This window comes from Mesorhizobium sp. WSM4307 (genome assembly GCF_007003945.1).
Lineage (GTDB): Bacteria > Pseudomonadota > Alphaproteobacteria > Rhizobiales > Rhizobiaceae > Mesorhizobium.
This window is the reverse complement of sequence record NZ_VFTB01000001.1, coordinates 404,170-420,684: the sequence shown is the minus strand read 5'-3', so window position 1 is coordinate 420,684 and position 16,515 is coordinate 404,170. Positions and strand designations below refer to the sequence as shown.

Here is a 16,515-nt window from a genome sequence, read left to right as displayed (position 1 = left end):
CGAGGTGGTGACCCATCCGCAACAACAGGCTGTTCTCGTTGCCGCCGGCATCCACAAGCGCTTCGGTGCGCTTGTGGTGCTGGATGCGGTCGATTTCGCCATGGCGGCCGACGAGGCGGTCGGCATTGTCGGGCCGAACGGCGCCGGCAAGACGACGCTGCTCAGCGTGCTTTCCGGCGCCTTTCCGCCGAGTGCGGGCACGGTCAGGTTCAAAGGCGATGACGTGACGTCCTTGCCGGCGACGCAACGTTGCCGGCTCGGGCTGGTGCGCACGCATCAGGTGCCCAAACCATTCAGCGGCATGACCACTTTCGAGAATGTCTTCGTCGCGGCCTCGCACGGCGCCGGGCTCGGGCGGGACGAGGCCTATGAGGAGGCGCTCGGCTCGCTGAAGCTGTGCGGCATGCTTGATATTGCCAACCGCCGCGCCGAGACGCTCGGACTGCTCGACCGCAAGCGGCTGGAACTGGCGCGCGCGCTGGCGGCAAGGCCCACGCTGCTGCTGCTCGACGAGATCGGGGGCGGCCTGACCGACGGCGAAGCCGGTGAGCTCGTCGGCACGATCAAGGAATTGCGCCGCCGCAAGATCGGCATCGTCTGGATCGAGCACATCGTCCACATCCTGCTGCAAGTGGCCGAACGGCTGATCTGCATGGATGCGGGAAAAATCATCGCCGACGGCGAGCCGCAAGCCGTCATGGCCGATCCGGAGGTCGTGCGCGCCTATCTCGGCGGAGGCCCGAAATGAGCCTGCTGTCGGTTGAGGATCTCGTTGTCCGCCACGGCCTGCTGCAGGCGGTGCGCGGCGTCAGCTTCCGCATCGAACGCGGCGAGACGCTGGCGCTGGTCGGTGCCAACGGCGCCGGCAAGACGACGCTGCTCAGGGCAATTGCCGGCGCGCACCAGCCGGCGGCCGGCCGCGTGCTGCTGGACGGCGCCGATCTTACCAACGTGCCGTCGCACAAGCGCGTCGGCATGGGCATCGCGCTGGTGCCGGAAGGGCGAAAACTCTTCGTGCAGATGACGGTCGAGGAGAACCTTCTGCTCGGCAGAACCGCCGGCCGGCCGGGCGAGTGGAGCGTCGACAGGGTGCTCGACATGTTTCCCAATCTGAAGCCGCGCCGCCATGCCAAGACGGGCCATCTCTCAGGCGGCGAGCAGCAGGCGACGGCGATCGGCCGGGCGCTGATGAGCAACCCGGAAGTGCTTTTGCTCGACGAGGTTTCGCTCGGCCTGTCGCCGCTGATCGTCGACCGTGTCTACGCGGCCCTTCAGGGGCTGATGGCTTCCGGCACGACGATCATCCTGGTCGAGCAGGACCTCAGCCGCGCGCTGTCGGTCTCCGACAGGGTGATCTGCATGCTCGAAGGGCGCGTGGCGCTCGAAGGGCCGAGCAAGGCGGTGTCGCGCGACGAGGTGACGAAAGCCTATTTCGGCCTGCACCGGAAAAGTCCCGGGAGCGTTCCGGCATGAGCAACCAGATCATCCAGGGCATCCTGCTCGGCGGCTACTACGCGCTGATCGCCTGTGGCCTGTCCTTCATGTTCTCGGTGATGCGCATCATCAACCTCGCCCATGGCAGCCTTGCCGTGTTCGCGGCCTTTGCGCTGTGGTGGCTCGCCTCGCGGTTCCATATCCCGCCCTTTGTCGGCCTGCTGATCGTGCTGCCGCTGATGGCGGCGATCGGCTGGGCGCTGCAGCGTTTCCTGCTCGAACGCAGCGCGCGTGGCGGTGCGCTGCTGCCGATCCTGACCACGTTTGGGCTGGCGATCGTCATCGACAACATGCTGTTCGAGCAGTTCGGCGCCGACACGCGTTCGCTGGCGCCCTATATCGGCAGCCTGTCCTATGATTCCTGGGAATGGCCAGGCAACATCTATGTCGGCAAGCTCGCCGTGATCATGTTCGCCACCGCCGTGATCCTGCTGGGCGGGCTGCAGCTGTTCCTCACCCGCACCCGGCTTGGCCGCTCGATCCGCGCCACCTCGGAAGACCCCGATACGGCAGGCCTGGTCGGCGTCGATGCGCGTCGCGCCAATGCCATCGCCGCTTCCATCGCCATGGTCACGGTCGGCCTTGCCGGCGCCTTTCTGGGCATGCGCGCCACCTTCGATCCCTATGCCGGCGCGCCGCAACTGCTGTTCGCTTTCGAAGCCGCTGTGATCGGCGGCGCCGGTTCGCTGTGGGGAACGCTGGTCGGCGGCATCGTGCTGGCGCTTGCGCAGACAGTCGGCGCGCAAGTGCATCCGCAAGGCTTTCTGATCGGCGGCCATGCCGTGTTCCTCGTCGTGCTGTTCGTGCGGCTGTCCACGTCGGGCCTTGGCCTGCGCGGCCTGCTGCGCCTGCCTTCGCGGAGCGCGTCATGAGCGCCGTTTCGTCCTCGCCGATCATCGAGCGCGGCACGACGACGTCGCGGATCGCGGCGATTGCGGTCGCTGTCATCATCGCGCTGCTCGCCATCGCGCCGCAGTTCCTCTCGGCGGGCGCGGTCGACCGCATGACGGCATTGTTCATCTATGTGATCCTGGCGGCGATGTGGAACGCACTGGCCGGATTCGGCGGCCTGGTTTCCGTCGGCCAGCAGGTGTTCTTCGGGCTCGGCGCCTATTTCGCCATCCGGCTGGCCGATGCCGGCCTCAACCCTTTCGCCTCGCTTTTCGTATCGGCGATCGTTGTCGGCGTTGTCTCCTGGCCGCTGTCGTTGTTCATGCTGCGGCTGAGGAACGGCGAGTTCGCCATCGGCATGTGGGTGATCGCGGCGCTGACGCATCTCCTGGTCAATCTCGACCGGCTGGTGCAAGGCGAAACCGGTACGTCGCTGATCTCGCTCAACGTCTACGATGCCGGCACCAGGCGGGTGGCGATCTACTGGCTGGCGCTGGCCTCGATGACCGCCCTGCTCGGCATCCTGTTCGGCCTGCTGCGCGGCAGCACGGGTGCCGCCATCCGCGCCATCCGCGACAATGAGGATGCCGCCGCCTCGGTCGGCGTGCGCGTCACCGGCACCAAGCGGCTTTTGTTCGTGCTTGCCGCCTTCGGCATCGGCGTTGCCGGTGCGCTGTGGCTGGCGACCTCCATCACCTTCCAGCCGAAAACCTACTTCAACGTCCAATGGACCGCCTACATGATCTTCATGGTGCTGGTCGGCGGCATCGGAACGTTCGAGGGAGCCATCCTTGGCGCGCTGGTGTTCTTCCTCATCGAGACCTGGTTCGGCGGCACCGGGGTCTGGTACCTCGTCGGCCTCGGCGCCACCGCCGTGCTGTTCTCGCTGTTCTTGCCGCGCGGCCTGTGGGGGACGATCGAGGCGCGCTTCGGCTTGCGCCTGCTCCCGGTCGGCTACCGCGTCAGGCTTCCGGAAAATGCTCCGGCCGATGACGGCAGCGCCCCCTCGCCGGAGCGAACCACACTTGATCAGGAGAAGGCATGACCATGCTTTTCGGCAAGACGATCCTCATCACCGGCGTCGCCTCGGGCATCGGCGCTCGCACGGCGGAACTCGCCGGCCAGCTTGGCGCGGACGTGATCGGCGTCGATGTACGCGAGCCGGCGGCAGCGGTGGGCAGTTTCGTCAAGGCCGATATCTCGTCGAAGGCCGGCGTCGACGAGTTGGTCGCGCGCCTGCCACAGCGCATCGATGCGCTCTGCAATGTCGCCGGCCTCTCCGGCAACACCGGCGCGGTGTCGACGCTGGCCGTCAACTTCTTCGGGCTGCGGGCGCTTTCGGAAGGGCTCGCGCCCAGACTTCGCGAAGGCGGCGCCATCGTCAATGTCGCCTCGATCGCCGGCTACGGCTGGCGCGCCAATCTCAACCGAGCGGCCTCGATGGTCGGCATCGAGGGTTTCCCGGATGTCGCCAAGGTGGTCGCCGATCATGCGGTCAGGAACGAGGAAGGCTATCCCGTCTCGAAGGAACTGCTCCTGCTGTGGACCTTTCGCGCGGCGCACCAGGATCTGTTCAAACGCCGTGGCATCCGCGTCAATGCAGTGAGCCCGGGACCGGTCGAGACGCCGATCCTGAAACAGTTCCGCACCGTGCTTGGCGATGCCCGGGTCGACAGCGACATTGCCAGGGTCGGACGGGCCGGCACATCGGGCGATATAGCGCCTGTCGTGCTGTTCCTATGCTCGGACGGCGCGCGCTGGGTCAACGGCGCCAACGTGCCGGTCGACGGCGGCCTCGAAGCATCGATCAACGCCGAAGTGCTCGGCTTCTAACCGCGAAGCTCCAGACGGAGCGAGGGAGACAATCATGGATATCGGACTTCTGATCGACGGCGACAAAAGGGATGCGTCCGGCGCGGCCGCCTACGAGCGCATGGACCCGTTCACCGGCAAACTGGCAACGCGCGCTGCCGCTGCCAGCGTTGCCGACGCCAATGCTGCCGTGGAAGCCGCGGCCGCTGCCTTTACGACGTGGTCGAAGACCGGGCCGGGCGAGCGCCGCGCCTTGCTGTCCAAGGCGGCCGACGTCATGGCCTCCAAGGTCGGCGAATTCACCAAATTGATGATGGAAGAGACCGGCGCTACCGGCCCCTGGGCCGGTTTCAACGTGATGCTGGCGGCCAACATGCTGCGCGAGGCGGCGGCGATGACGACGCAGATTTCGGGCGAGGTCATCCCTTCCGACAAGCCGGACACGATCGCCATGGCGATCCGCCAACCCGCCGGCGTGTGCCTCGGCATCGCGCCGTGGAATGCGCCGGTCATCCTCGGTACCCGCGCCATCGCCATGCCGATCGCCTGCGGCAACTCGGTGGTGCTGAAGGCCTCCGAAATGTGCCCCGGCACACACCGATTGATCGGTCAGGTGCTGGTCGAGGCCGGCCTGCCCAAGGGCGTCATCAATGTCGTCACCAACGACCCCAGGGATGCCGCTGCGATCGTCGAGGCGCTGGTCGCGCATTCCTCGGTCAAGCGCGTCAACTTCACCGGCTCGACCAAGGTCGGGCGCATCATCGCCGAGCTTGCCGGACGGCATCTGAAGCCTGCGCTGCTCGAACTCGGCGGCAAGGCGCCGCTGCTGGTTCTGGACGACGCCGACATCGATGCAGCGGTCAACGCGGCGACCTTCGGCGCCTTCATGCATCAGGGCCAGATCTGCATGTCGACCGAGCGGCTGATCGTTGACGAGAGGATCGCTGACGAATTCGTTTCCAAGCTGGCCGCCCGCGCGTCGGGCCTGCCGGCCGGCGATCCACGCGGCCATGTCGTGCTGGGCTCGTTGATCAGCAGCCAGGCGGCCGACAAGATGGAGGAGCTTGTCGCCGACGCCGTCGCCAAGGGCGCCAAGCTTGTCGCCGGTGGCAAGCGCACTGGCACGGTTGTCGAGGCAACGCTGCTCGACCATGTGACGCCTGCCATGCGCGTCTATGCCGAGGAATCCTTCGGGCCGGTCAAGCCGGTGATCCGGGTGAAGGGCGAGGACGAGGCGGTGCGTGTCGCCAACGACACGGAATACGGCCTGTCGTCGGCGGTGTTCAGCCGCGACATCAAGCGTGCCATGGCGGTCGCCGCGCGAATCGAGGCTGGCATCTGCCACATTAACGGCCCGACCGTCGGCGACGAGGCGCAGATGCCGTTCGGCGGCGTCAAGGGCTCGGGCTATGGCCGCTTCGGCGGCAAGGCCTCGATCGCCGAATTCACCGATTTGCGCTGGGTGACCATCGAGGACCCCGGCCAGCACTATCCGTTCTGAGCCGGCCTCGTCTCGCTGTCGGCAATACGGACCAAACGGCCAGGGACGGCGTGAAGCGAACGCTGGCGGATCGCATCAGACCGGGCGCCAGTTCGATGCAGCCAGTGTCGATCCCGCCGCCCGTGCGGTTGAAGGCATCGGTGATGTTGCTGACCGGCTCGGCGCAAAAGAACGGCTCGCCGGGCGGCGTGTAGAGAACAAGGAAATCGAGCGGCGCCTCGGCCTCGATGTCCAGTCGCCGTCCGTGTTCGGGCCAGGAGATCCGGGCGCGGCGCGCCCATCCGGTGAAAACCGTGTCGAAGTCCACTTCCGATACGTCGAAACCGATGGACGGGTCGGCTCCTGCCGGCGGCAGGACATGCCGGACGGGCAGGACCTCCGTGTCCGTCTCCCACATGCCTGACACCGGCGCCTGGACATGCGCCCACGGCGTCGACGGGAAATAGGGATGGAGGCCGAAGCCAAACGGCATCGGTGCGTCCGACAGGTTGCGTACCTTGATGGTCACGCAAAGCCTGCCGTCAGCCAGCGTTATCTCTTGCTCGGCTTCATAGCTCCACGGCCAGGAATCGGCGGCGTGGCGATAGCGCAGGACGATCGTGCCGGCTTCATGCCTGACGACCACCCAGGGCCGGCGCCAGCCATGACCATGCTCACGATGAGGATCGTCGGCGGTCGTCGGAAGCCGGATGGTGCGTCCCGCGAACTCGAATCGGCCGCCCCTTATGCGATTGGAATAGGGAACGAGCGGGAAGCAGGCCATGGCGCCGGCATCGCGACTACTGATCGCCGCTGGATCGGCCGGGCGCAGCCAATCCACAGCGGCGCCATCTTGCCACCATCGATACGACGCCAGCGCACCGCCGGCGGCCGGAGCAATGTCGACCGTCGCGATGCCATCGCTGATCGAGACCAGTTCCGTGCGCTGCGGGGCAACCGCAGCGAAATTCTTTGTCATCGGCGCTCCCCCGTCCCTTGACTCCAATCGCCATGGCGATAAGACATATCATATGAATAGTATGAAGAATAAGAAATCTTTTAGCACGGCACGGACGTCGCGGGTTGCCATGGCGGTTTCCAGCGGCTCCACCGCATTGCACGCGACCGTCGTCGAGCAGATCGGCCTGCGCATCGTGCAGGGCGACTTCCTGCCCGGCGAGGCGCTGCCCAATGCCGACGATTCCAGCGAGATGCTGGGGGTCAGCCGCACGGTGCTGCGCGAGGCGATCAAGGTTCTGGCGGGCAAGGGGCTGGTCGAATCGCGGCCGAAGACCGGCACGCGAGTGCGCCCACGCTCCGACTGGAATTTCCTTGATCCGGACGTGCTGTCATGGCGCTACACCGGCGGTGTCAGCGCCGACGATGTGCGGGCGCTGTTCGAACTGCGCCGCGCCATCGAACCGATGTCGGCAGCACTTGCCGCCCAGCGCGCCACGCCGGCACAGATCGCCGAGATCCAGGCGGCACTCGCCGAAATGGAAGCGGTGAGCGACGATGGCGACCGCTTCGCCAAGCCCGATCTGGTGTTCCACCAGACCATCCTGCGCATGACCGGCAATGAGCTGATCGGCTCGCTGGCGGCACTGGTCGAAACCGCGCTGGTGATGAGCTTTCGCCTCTCCAATGACAATCCGGAAGGCCAACGCCATTCCTTGCCGCTGCATCGCGAGGTGGCCGAGAAGATCGCCGCCGGCGACGCCGCCGGCGCGCAGAAGGCACTGCTGGTTCTCATCGACAATGCCGAGGACGACGTGCGCCGCAGCGTCGAGAACCGCAACAGACGCCGCCAGGATCGGGGCCAGCAATCGTGACCGACACCAAACGCAAACTGCGGTCCGAAGCCTGGTTCGGCGGTGAAGGCAAGAACGCCTTCATGCACCGCAGCTGGATGAAGAATCAGGGCATCCCGGCCGACGCCTTCGACGGCCGCCCGGTGATCGGCATCTGCAACACATGGTCGGAGCTGACGCCGTGCAATGCGCATCTGCGGGCGCTGGCCGATCACGTCAAACGCGGCGTCTACGAGGCCGGCGGTCTGCCGCTCGAGTTCCCTGTCATGTCGCTGGGCGAAAGCAACATGCGTCCCACAGCCATGCTGTTTCGCAATCTGGTCAGCATGGATGTCGAGGAATCCATTCGCGGTAACCCCATCGACGGCGTCATCCTGCTGGTGGGCTGCGACAAGACCACCCCGGCGCTCTTGATGGGGGCCGCCTCGTGCAATCTGCCGACCATCACCGTTTCCGGCGGGCCGATGCTCAACGGCAAGTTCCGTGGGCAGGATATCGGCTCGGGTACCCATGTCTGGAAATTCGCCGAGGAAGTGAAGGCCGGCCGCATGCCGGTCGCCGACTTCCTCGCCGCAGAACAGGGCCAGAGCCGGTCGGCCGGCAGTTGCATGACCATGGGCACGGCCTCGACCATGGCCAGCATGGTGGAAGCACTCGGCATCGGCATGCCGGACAACGCCGCGATCCCGGCCGTGGATTCGCGCCGTGGCGTGCTCGCGCAGATGGCCGGACGCCAGATCGTCGATCTGGTCCGCAGGGACGTGAAGATTTCGGACATTCTCACGAAGCAAGCGTTCGAGAACGCCATACGCGTCAATGGCGCGATCGGCGGCTCGACCAATGCGGTGCTGCATCTGATCGCCATCGCCAACCGGGTCGGCGTCGATCTCAGCCTCGAAGACTGGGACCGCCTTGGCCGCGACGTTCCAACCATTGTCGACCTGATGCCGTCGGGCCGGTTCCTGATGGAAGATTTCTACTATGCCGGGGGGCTGGCTGCGGTCATGGCGTCGCTTGATGAAGTGGGGCTTCTTCATCGCGACGTCATGACCGTCAGCGACAAGACGATCGGCGCGTTGATCGACGGCGCGCCCAACTACAACCGCGAGGTTATCCGGCCGCTGAGCGAACCGTTGACCGAGCAAGGCGGCATCTCGATCCTGCGCGGCAATCTGGCGCCCAATGGCGCGGTCATCAAGCCGTCGGCGGCAACGCCGGAACTGATGCAGCATCGCGGCAAGGCGGTCGTGTTCGAGAACATCGAGCATTACTACGCCCGCATCGACGATCCGGAGCTGGATATCGACGCCTCGTCGGTGATGGTGCTGAAGAATTGCGGGCCGCGCGGCTATCCCGGCATGGCCGAGGTCGGCAACATGCCGCTGCCGGCGAAGCTGCTCAGGCAGGGCGTCTCCGACATGGTGCGCATCTCGGATGCACGCATGAGCGGCACGGCCTACGGCACGGTGGTGCTGCATGTCGCGCCGGAGGCCGCGGCCGGTGGCGCGCTGGCCTTGGTGCGCGACGGCGATCTCATCGAGCTCGATGTCGCCGGCCGCCGGCTTGAACTGCTGGTATCGGACGAGGAGCTAGCGATCCGCCGCCGCGACTGGAAGCCGCCGGAGCCGCCTGAAGGCGGCTACCAGAGCCTCTATGTGGAGCGCGTGCTGCAGGCCGACAAGGGCTGCGACTTCGACTTTCTCGTCGGCCGGCGCGATGCCGGCATCCCCCGGCATTCCCATTAGAGAGGCGCGCGATGACGGATGAAATCGGCTACGCCATCTACCCAAGCCTCAAGGGCCGCAGCGTCTTCATAACCGGCGGCGGCAGCGGCATCGGCGAAAGCCTGGTGCGCCATTTCTGCGCGCAAGGCAGCCGCGTCGCCTTCGTCGATCTGGCGGAGGAGCCTTCCAGGCATCTGGTCGAGGCGATCGCGGCCGAAGGACACCCAGCGCCGCTGTTTATTCCGTGCGATCTGCGCGATGTCGAGCAGCTACAGGCGGCAACCGCGCAGGCGATGCGGCACAATGGCCCGATCCAGGTGCTGTGCAACAATGCCGGCAACGATGACCGCCATCAGACCAAGGACGTGACGGTGGCCTATTGGGACGACCGCATGGCGGTCAACCTGCGCCACCAGTTCTTCGCCGCGCAGGCGGTGCGACCGCAGATGAGCGCGCAGGGGGGTGGCTCGATCATCAATTTCGGCTCCATCACCTGGATGGTCGGCGATCCCGATTGTCCGGCCTATGTCACCGCGAAAGCCGCCGTCTACGGCATGACGCGGGCGCTGGCCCGCGAACTCGGCCCCGAGCGCATCCGGGTCAACTGCATGGTGCCGGGCTGGGTGATGACCGAGCGCCAGATGCGCCTGTGGCTCAATCCGGCCGGTGAACGCCAGATCGCCGAAAGGCAGTGCCTGCCCGACCGGCTGCAGCCCGCCGACATCGCGCGCATGGCGCTGTTCCTCGCCGCCGACGACAGCCGCATGTGCACGAGCCAGCAGTTCATCGTCGATGCGGGCTGGGTGTGACCGACACGGCTCCAAGGGAAGAAGGGTATTTCATGCGTCTTGTTCAGTACAGAATGCCGGATGGCAGCAGGCGGGTCGGCCGCGTCTCCGAAGACGGCAATCACCTGCACCCGCTCGACAAGACCGGCAGCGTGCTGGAGCTTGCCGAAGCGGCGATCGCCGAGGACATGTCCGTCGCGTCGCTGGTCGAGAAGCGCACGAGCGCTGCAACGATCGACTACGACGAGCTGTTGCGCGATGGCCGCGTGCTGGCTCCCGTCGATCATCCGGAACCGGCGCGCTTCCTGGTAACCGGAACCGGCCTGACTCATACCGGTAGTGCCGCCGCGCGCAACCAGATGCATGTTCTGACCCATGGCGACGGTGCCGAGGAATCCGATTCCTTGAAAATCTTCCGCATGGGGCTGGAGGGCGGCAAGCCTGGCGCCGGCAAGATCGGCATCCAGCCCGAGTGGTTCTTCAAGGGCGTCGGCACCTGCGTTGTGCCGCCCGGCGCGCCGCTGCCGATGCCGGCATTCGCGAAAGCCGGCGCGGAGGAAGCCGAGATCGTCGGGCTTTATCTCAATGGGCCGGACGGCCATCCCTATCGCATCGGCTATGCGCTCGGAAACGAATATTCCGACCACGTGACGGAGGGCGAGAACTACCTGTACCTCGCGCATTCGAAGCTTCGCTCCTGTTCGATCGGGCCCGAGCTGCTGATCGGCGACCTGCCCGAAGAAGTCCGGGGCCATTCCCGCATCCTGCGCGACGGCACTGTCATCTGGGAACAGGAGTTCCTGTCGGGCGAGGCGCACATGTCGCACTCGATCGCCAATCTCGAGCACTTCCATTTCCGCTACCCGATGCACCGAAGGGCGGGCGACCTGCACGCCTATTTCTTCGGCGCGGCGGTGATGAGTTACGCCTCCGGCATCAAGACGGCCTCCGGCGACGAGTATGAAATCCAGGCACAGGCATTCGGCAAGCCACTGCGCAACCGGATGGTGTCGGTGCCGGACGAGGGACTGGTCACCGTCACCCAGCTGTGACGGCAGAGGCCCGGAAATTACGGTCCACCAGAACGACAATGGGAGATTAAAAATGGGACTGAAGAAAGCGTTTCTAAAACTAGCGACAATCGGGCTCGGCATCGGCCTGATGACATCGGCGGCCTTGGCCGCGAACCTTCGGGTGTTGGCCTGGGACGGCTATGCCGACCCGGACTGGGTGAAGGATTTCACCGCGGCAACCGGCATCGGCGTCGATGTCGTCTTCATCGGCAGCGATGACGAGATCTGGGCCAAGATCAAGGGCAGCGAAGGCCAGGATTTCGATGTCTTTGCCGTCAACACCGCCCAGCTGCAGCGCTATATCAAGGCGGACCTGGTGTCTCCGATAGACATCACCAAGCTGCCCAACCAGAAGGAGGTGCTGCCGCGCTTTCGCGATCTGTCCCAGGTCAGCGGCGACACCAAGGACGGCAAGGTGTTCGGCATCCCGTTCTGCTTCGATTCCATCGGGCTGATCTACGACACCGACAAGGTCAAGCCGGCACCGACCTCGATGTCGGTGCTGTGGGATCCGGCCTACAAGGGCAAGGTCCTGGCCTACGACAATGGCGAGCACAATTTCTCGTTCACCGCGCTGACGTTCGGTTACAAGGATCCGTTCAACCTCGACGCGGAGCAGATGGCGGCGGTCAAGGCCAAGCTGGTCGAGCTCAAGCGCAATGTGCTGAGTTTCTACACCACCGCCGACGAGGCGCAGCAGATCTACCAGAACAATGACGTTGCCCTGATCTGGGCCAATTACGGCCAGCAGCAGGTCAAGGCGCTGCAGAAGATCGGCGCCCATGTCGCCTACGTCAATCCGAGTGAAGGCGCTCTGGCCTGGCTCGACAATTGGGTGATCTCCAAGGGTGTGCGCGACAATGCGGCGGCCGAGAAGTGGATCGACTTCATGCTGACGAAGAAGGTCAGCGGCGAGCTTTCCGAGCGCACCGGTTTCGGCAACACCGTGGTCGAGTCAAGCAGCGCCGGCAGCAACGACAAGCTGGTCTGGCTGAACAATGTCGAGGACCCTCTGAAGCGGTCGGACATGTGGAACGAGATCAAGGCGACGCCCTGATCCTTTCCGAGGCCCGATCCAGAATGACCCGGCGGTCCGGACGTTCCGGACCGCCGCAGCGTATGCGAGACTGTACCATGAACCAGAACACCGACCTGCTGACGCTGCGGTCCGTCTCGAAATCCTACGGCACGGTTCCCGTGCTGCACGACATCGACCTGTCTATCCCGGATGGCGAGTTCCTGACCGTTCTTGGACCGTCGGGCTCGGGCAAGACCACGGTCCTGCGGCTGATCGGCGGGCTGGAGCCGCTGACCGCGGGCGAGATCCGCCTCGACGGCCAGGACATCAGCCGCATGCCGATCAACAAGCGACCGTTCAACACCGTGTTCCAGGACTATGCGCTGTTTCCGCATATGACCGTTTCTGGCAATGTGGGCTATGGTCTCTCGGTGCGCCATGTCCAGCGCAAGGAGATTGCGCGCCGTGTCGCGGAAGCCCTCGATCTCGTGCAACTCGGACGTTTCGCCGACCGCTTTCCGGCACAGCTTTCCGGCGGCCAGCGCCAGCGCGTCGCGCTCGCCCGAGCGCTGATCTGCCAGCCACGCCTGATCCTGCTTGACGAGCCGCTCGCCGCGCTCGACCTCGAACTGCGCCGGCAGATGCAGGAGTTCCTGAAATCCATCCAGCGCGAGATCAAGACCACCTTCCTTTTCGTCACGCATGACCAGGAAGAAGCGATCGGCATGGCCGACCGGATCTGCGTCATGCAGGCCGGCCATATCCGCCAGCTCGGCACGCCGCACGAGCTTTACTACAAGCCGAATTGCGAGTTCGTGGCGCGCTTCTTCGGCGAGAACAATCTGGTGGCCGGAAAGCTCGGCCCCGTCCAGGGCGAGCAGCGGCCGATCGAGACCGCACTTGGGCGGCTGATCTGTTCGATCAGCGACCAGCCGCATCTGAAGGCCGCACCAGACGGCGCGAGCGCCTTCGCGGCGTTCCGACCCGAGGCCTTGCATCTCGCCGACGCCACGGACGCCGACAACCGCTTTTCCGGCACCATCTCCGATCTGGCCTTTGCCGGATCGTCCACCGTCGCCACGATCACGGCGTGCGCGGACACTGCCGCGCAGCGGCTGCGGCTGCGAACCCCAAGCCGGATCGACGGCAGCGCGCTGAGATCCGGCGAGACGGTTTCGCTTTCGTTTGCGCCGCATGAAGGCCATCTGGTGCTGGCATGAGCGCGGCCGTCACGACACAGCCCGAGGAAAGGCGTTTGTCGCTGCTGGTGACCGTGCTGGCTTTCGCTCTGCCGGTGATCTTCGTCCTGGTGCCGCTGGCGATCTTCCTGGTCTACAGTTTCTTCAGCGTCGACCAGGGCACGATCGTCTACGCGCCGACGCTCGGCAACTATGTCAGGTTCTTTACCGACCCGATCTTCCTGCCGGTGTTCTGGAACACCATCGTGCTGTGCGTGTCGGTGGCCGTCATCTCCATCCTGCTCGCCTATCCCGCTGCCTATTTCCTGACGACGCTGAGAGGGCGGTGGCGCTATGCCCTGCTGATGCTGCTTCTGGTGCCGCTGCTGATGAGCTACGTCATCAAGATCTACGCGATCCGCAGCATCCTCGGCCTCAACGGCTTCCTCAACAAGGCGCTGGTGGCAATCGGCATCCTGCAGCAGCCGTCGACGCTTTTCGTGTTCAACATGAACGCCATCCTGTTGACGCTGAGCCTGCTTTTGATCCCCTTCGCAATCTTGCCTATCTTCCTGTCGCTGGAGCGGATACCGCAGACCTTGCTGCGTGCTTCCGACGATCTTGGCGCGAGCAGCTTGCAGACGTTCCTGCGCATCACCCTGCCGCTCAGCCTGCCCGGCGTCGCCTCGGCGGCGAGCTTCGTCTTCGTGCTGGCGATCGGCGATTTCCTGACGCCGCAAATGGTCGGCGGGATCAGCGGCTTCACTTTCGGCCGCATCCTCTACAGCCAGTTCGGCACGGCCTATAACTGGCCGTTCGGCGCCGCACTGTCGGTGGCGCTGGCGATCGTGGTGATCTGCGCAATCCTCATCGGCGAACGGTTCGGGCGCAGACGGGGGACGTCGGTATGAACGCCCTGCCCCGCCCCTCCACCATCTTCTTGGCCGCGATCACAACGCTGGTCGCGATGCTGCTCTACAGCCCGCTATTGGTGCCGATCGTGTCGTCGTTCTTCGCCATCTCGCACGGCGATGTCGACTGGTCGTCACCCACCCTCTCGACCTACCGGGCTCTGGCCGGGAATCACGACATCCTGGCTGCCTTGCGCACCACGCTGATCGTCGGCCTGTGCACCGTCGTGCTCGCGGTGGTCAGCGGAACGTTGCTGGCACTCTATTATCACGGCCGTCGCTCGGGGCGCGCGATCCTGCAGTTCATCATCTTCCTGCCGTTCCTGATGCCGCCGATCATCAGCGGCCTGGCGCTGCTGATCTTCTTCCGCGAGATCGGCCTCGAACGTTCGCTGCTGACGGTCGTCATCGGCCATACGGTCTTCGTGCTGGCGATCGTCTATCGCACCGTGCTGATGCGGCTGCAGTCGATGAGCCGCACGCTGGTCGAAGCGTCCTACGATCTCGGCGCCACCGGCTGGCAGACCTTCTGGCGCATCATACTGCCGAACCTGTCGAGCGCCATGGTCGGCGGCGCCATCCTGGCCTTCGCGCTGTCGTTCGACGAAACCATGATCACCATCCTGGTCACCGGCACGCAGAGCACGTTGCCGGTCAGGCTGTGGGCGATGATGCGGCTTGGCTTCTCACCCGACATCAATGCACTGGTGGCGCTGATCCTGATGTTCACCGTGCTGCTCTGCGTCCTCGCCGCCCGTTTCCTGATCCCCAGGCAGATGGCGACGGAGCGGAGCTGAGCGCTGGCTTACAGGGCGATGCTTGTCATCGGGGAACGGCAGTTGGATCGAGGTCGAAGACACGCCCCCGATTGAGGATGTTCTTCGGGTCGAGCGCCGTCTTCAGCCGCCGCATCGTGGCGATTTCGGCGTCGCTGCGCACCAGATGCAGCCACTGTTTCTTGTCGAGGCCGATGCCATGTTCGGCCGAAACGCTACCTCCCGCCGCTGCCACACCGCGATAGACGATGCCGTAGGCGGCCGCCGGATCCGCCGTCAGCACCTGGTAGTGCAGATTGCCGTCGCCGAGATGACCGAAGACATAGATGTCGGCGCTGGGATCGACGGCATGGATGGCCGCGTCGGCTTCTTGCAGGAACGCGCCCATGCGCGCCAGCGGGATGCTGATGTCGACGCCGATCAGGCCTTTGATCGAAAACAGCACGCGATTGGCGTCCTCCCGCACGTCCCAGAGCGCCCGGAATTCGCGCGGCGACTGCGAGACGACGACATCGTCGACCACGCCGTCCTCGACCGCCTGCATCAGGACCTCGGCGAAGCGCTCGCCGTCGCGCTCGGGCTCGCTGCCCTGGATTTCGGCCAACACATAGACCGGGGAGCCCACAGGCAACGGCGCCGGCATGGCCATGCTGGCAGCCATGACGTCATAGAGCGGTGCGAAATTCACCTCATAGGCAGACAATAACGGGCCGAGCCTTTGCCGCAGCAGCCCGAGCAAGGCGATCGCCGCATCGAGCGAAGCGAGCGCGCAGAAGGCGTTCACCTCGGAGGCCGGCTTGGGGTGCAGCCGGAGCGCGGCGCGGGTGACGACACCGAGCGTCCCTTCCGCGCCGATGAAGAACTGGCCGAGGTCATAGCCGGAATTGTCCTTGGGCAGGCCCTTGAGCGAGGACAGCACGCTGCCATCGGCCAGCACGGCCTCCAGCCCGAGCACCTGCGCCCGGTACATGCCATAACGCAGCACGCGGATGCCGCCGGCATTGGTGGCGATGTTGCCGCCGACCGTCGCCGAGCCGCGCGCGCCGATATCGACGCCGAACATCAGCCCGGCGCCGTCGGCCGCCTCCTGCACCGCCTGCAGCGTCGCGCCCGCTTCGGCGACGATGCTGGCGGCTTGAGCGTCCGGCGCGGCGAGGCCGCTCATGCGTTCCAGCGACAGCACGATCTCGCCGGGCTGGACGCGGGTGCCGCCAGCCAGCCCGGTGCGCCCGCCCTGGACGACGACCGGCTGGCCGAGAGCGTTGCAGCCAGCGAGCGCTGCCGCGACACCGACGGTATCGCGCGGACGCAGCACGACTTCGGGCAGCACGCCAAGCTTGCCGTCGGGATCGTCGCGATAGCGCTGGTCGACATCGGCGCCGGCAAGCACGCCGCCCGCGCCCAGCCGATCGCCAAGGGCGGAGAGAAGCCGTTGCGTTTCAGGTGACATCGGACTCAGGCGCCGGCGTGGCGAAGCGCGTCGTCTGCGTCCCGCGACCGGATGGGCCGATGAGTATTTCCGTCCGACACGCTTGCCATCCTTCAACTGCAGCCGGCCG

Annotated in this window: 16 protein-coding genes; 14 read left to right on the top strand and 2 right to left on the bottom strand. The window is 65.5% G+C overall.

The features are described 5' to 3' along the window. The first annotated feature begins 4 nt into the window (after positions 1 to 4). Genes FJV83_RS01890 through FJV83_RS01865 form a run of 6 tightly spaced genes read left to right on the top strand, consistent with a single transcriptional unit; the run spans position 5 to position 5,698 of the window. A complete protein-coding gene (locus FJV83_RS01890; RefSeq protein WP_095786754.1) occupies positions 5 to 748 on the top strand; it encodes an ABC transporter ATP-binding protein in 744 nt (247 codons plus the stop codon). Beyond that, on the top strand, positions 745 to 1,473 hold the full coding sequence (locus tag FJV83_RS01885; protein WP_095786755.1) for an ABC transporter ATP-binding protein: 729 nt from the start codon (positions 745 to 747) through the stop codon (positions 1,471 to 1,473). Before FJV83_RS01890 ends, FJV83_RS01885 begins: the two co-directional genes overlap by 4 nt. After that, positions 1,470 to 2,366, top strand: coding sequence for a branched-chain amino acid ABC transporter permease (locus FJV83_RS01880; protein ID WP_095771232.1), 897 nt, complete (start codon positions 1,470 to 1,472; stop codon positions 2,364 to 2,366). The genes FJV83_RS01885 and FJV83_RS01880 overlap by 4 nt, the downstream gene beginning before the upstream one ends. Next, positions 2,363 to 3,430, top strand: coding sequence for a branched-chain amino acid ABC transporter permease (locus FJV83_RS01875; protein WP_142875276.1), 1,068 nt, complete (start codon positions 2,363 to 2,365; stop codon positions 3,428 to 3,430). Before FJV83_RS01880 ends, FJV83_RS01875 begins: the two co-directional genes overlap by 4 nt. A 2-nt stretch (positions 3,431 to 3,432) precedes the next feature. Then, the gene (locus tag FJV83_RS01870; protein WP_095771451.1) at positions 3,433 to 4,218 is read left to right on the top strand and encodes a coniferyl-alcohol dehydrogenase; all 786 of its coding nucleotides are present in this window, start codon (positions 3,433 to 3,435) and stop codon (positions 4,216 to 4,218) included. A 34-nt stretch (positions 4,219 to 4,252) separates the two neighbouring features. Next, complete coding sequence (locus FJV83_RS01865; RefSeq protein ID WP_142884902.1) at positions 4,253 to 5,698, top strand: aldehyde dehydrogenase; 1,446 nt, start codon at positions 4,253 to 4,255, stop codon at positions 5,696 to 5,698. Here the strand turns inward: FJV83_RS01865 and FJV83_RS01860 are convergent. Next, on the bottom strand, positions 5,643 to 6,656 hold the full coding sequence (locus FJV83_RS01860) for an aldose 1-epimerase (protein WP_246691777.1): 1,014 nt from the start codon (positions 6,654 to 6,656) through the stop codon (positions 5,643 to 5,645). The two genes, FJV83_RS01865 and FJV83_RS01860, sit on opposite strands and share 56 nt — an antisense overlap. A 109-nt stretch (positions 6,657 to 6,765) precedes the next feature. On the opposite strand from FJV83_RS01860, the gene FJV83_RS01855 reads away from it, so the two are divergent. From FJV83_RS01855 to FJV83_RS01820, 8 genes are all read left to right on the top strand, one after another. Further along, a complete protein-coding gene (locus FJV83_RS01855; protein ID WP_095786757.1) occupies positions 6,766 to 7,509 on the top strand; it encodes a FadR/GntR family transcriptional regulator in 744 nt (247 codons plus the stop codon). Next, the gene (locus tag FJV83_RS01850; protein ID WP_142884901.1) at positions 7,506 to 9,233 is read left to right on the top strand and encodes an IlvD/Edd family dehydratase; all 1,728 of its coding nucleotides are present in this window, start codon (positions 7,506 to 7,508) and stop codon (positions 9,231 to 9,233) included. Before FJV83_RS01855 ends, FJV83_RS01850 begins: the two co-directional genes overlap by 4 nt. 11 nt (positions 9,234 to 9,244) lie before the next feature. Further along, a complete protein-coding gene (locus FJV83_RS01845) occupies positions 9,245 to 10,021 on the top strand; it encodes an SDR family oxidoreductase (RefSeq protein ID WP_142875273.1) in 777 nt (258 codons plus the stop codon). A gap of 32 nt (positions 10,022 to 10,053) precedes the next feature. Next, positions 10,054 to 11,052: an AraD1 family protein gene (araD1, locus tag FJV83_RS01840; protein WP_095771237.1), complete on the top strand. Its 999-nt coding sequence runs from the start codon at positions 10,054 to 10,056 to the stop codon at positions 11,050 to 11,052. 52 nt (positions 11,053 to 11,104) lie between these two features. After that, positions 11,105 to 12,130: an ABC transporter substrate-binding protein gene (locus tag FJV83_RS01835; protein WP_142884900.1), complete on the top strand. Its 1,026-nt coding sequence runs from the start codon at positions 11,105 to 11,107 to the stop codon at positions 12,128 to 12,130. A 77-nt stretch (positions 12,131 to 12,207) separates the two neighbouring features. Continuing rightward, on the top strand, positions 12,208 to 13,311 hold the full coding sequence (locus FJV83_RS01830) for an ABC transporter ATP-binding protein (RefSeq protein ID WP_142884899.1): 1,104 nt from the start codon (positions 12,208 to 12,210) through the stop codon (positions 13,309 to 13,311). Then, the gene (locus FJV83_RS01825) at positions 13,308 to 14,180 is read left to right on the top strand and encodes an ABC transporter permease (protein ID WP_095786763.1); all 873 of its coding nucleotides are present in this window, start codon (positions 13,308 to 13,310) and stop codon (positions 14,178 to 14,180) included. The genes FJV83_RS01830 and FJV83_RS01825 overlap by 4 nt, the downstream gene beginning before the upstream one ends. Continuing rightward, positions 14,177 to 14,977, top strand: coding sequence for an ABC transporter permease (locus tag FJV83_RS01820; RefSeq protein WP_095771241.1), 801 nt, complete (start codon positions 14,177 to 14,179; stop codon positions 14,975 to 14,977). The genes FJV83_RS01825 and FJV83_RS01820 overlap by 4 nt, the downstream gene beginning before the upstream one ends. Positions 14,978 to 15,002: 25 nt before the next feature. Here the strand turns inward: FJV83_RS01820 and FJV83_RS01815 are convergent, their stop codons facing one another. Then, complete coding sequence (locus FJV83_RS01815) at positions 15,003 to 16,406, bottom strand: FAD-binding oxidoreductase (protein ID WP_095786765.1); 1,404 nt, start codon at positions 16,404 to 16,406, stop codon at positions 15,003 to 15,005. Positions 16,407 to 16,515: the final 109 nt, after the last annotated feature.

Bases quoted from the DNA above. Each gene is read 5' to 3' on its own strand.
- FJV83_RS01885 (WP_095786755.1), top strand. From the start codon at position 745: ATGAGCCTGCTGTCGGTTGAGGATCTCGTTGTCCGCCACGGCCTGCTG.
- FJV83_RS01880 (WP_095771232.1), top strand. From the start codon at position 1,470: ATGAGCAACCAGATCATCCAGGGCATCCTGCTCGGCGGCTACTACGCG.
- FJV83_RS01875 (WP_142875276.1), top strand. From the start codon at position 2,363: ATGAGCGCCGTTTCGTCCTCGCCGATCATCGAGCGCGGCACGACGACG.
- FJV83_RS01870 (WP_095771451.1), top strand. From the start codon at position 3,433: ATGCTTTTCGGCAAGACGATCCTCATCACCGGCGTCGCCTCGGGCATC.
- FJV83_RS01865 (WP_142884902.1), top strand. From the start codon at position 4,253: ATGGATATCGGACTTCTGATCGACGGCGACAAAAGGGATGCGTCCGGC.
- FJV83_RS01860 (WP_246691777.1), bottom strand. From the start codon at position 6,656: ATGACAAAGAATTTCGCTGCGGTTGCCCCGCAGCGCACGGAACTGGTC.
- FJV83_RS01855 (WP_095786757.1), top strand. From the start codon at position 6,766: ATGGCGGTTTCCAGCGGCTCCACCGCATTGCACGCGACCGTCGTCGAG.
- FJV83_RS01845 (WP_142875273.1), top strand. From the start codon at position 9,245: ATGACGGATGAAATCGGCTACGCCATCTACCCAAGCCTCAAGGGCCGC.
- araD1 (WP_095771237.1), top strand. From the start codon at position 10,054: ATGCGTCTTGTTCAGTACAGAATGCCGGATGGCAGCAGGCGGGTCGGC.
- FJV83_RS01835 (WP_142884900.1), top strand. From the start codon at position 11,105: ATGGGACTGAAGAAAGCGTTTCTAAAACTAGCGACAATCGGGCTCGGC.
- FJV83_RS01830 (WP_142884899.1), top strand. From the start codon at position 12,208: ATGAACCAGAACACCGACCTGCTGACGCTGCGGTCCGTCTCGAAATCC.
- FJV83_RS01825 (WP_095786763.1), top strand. From the start codon at position 13,308: ATGAGCGCGGCCGTCACGACACAGCCCGAGGAAAGGCGTTTGTCGCTG.
- FJV83_RS01820 (WP_095771241.1), top strand. From the start codon at position 14,177: ATGAACGCCCTGCCCCGCCCCTCCACCATCTTCTTGGCCGCGATCACA.
- FJV83_RS01815 (WP_095786765.1), bottom strand. From the start codon at position 16,406: ATGTCACCTGAAACGCAACGGCTTCTCTCCGCCCTTGGCGATCGGCTG.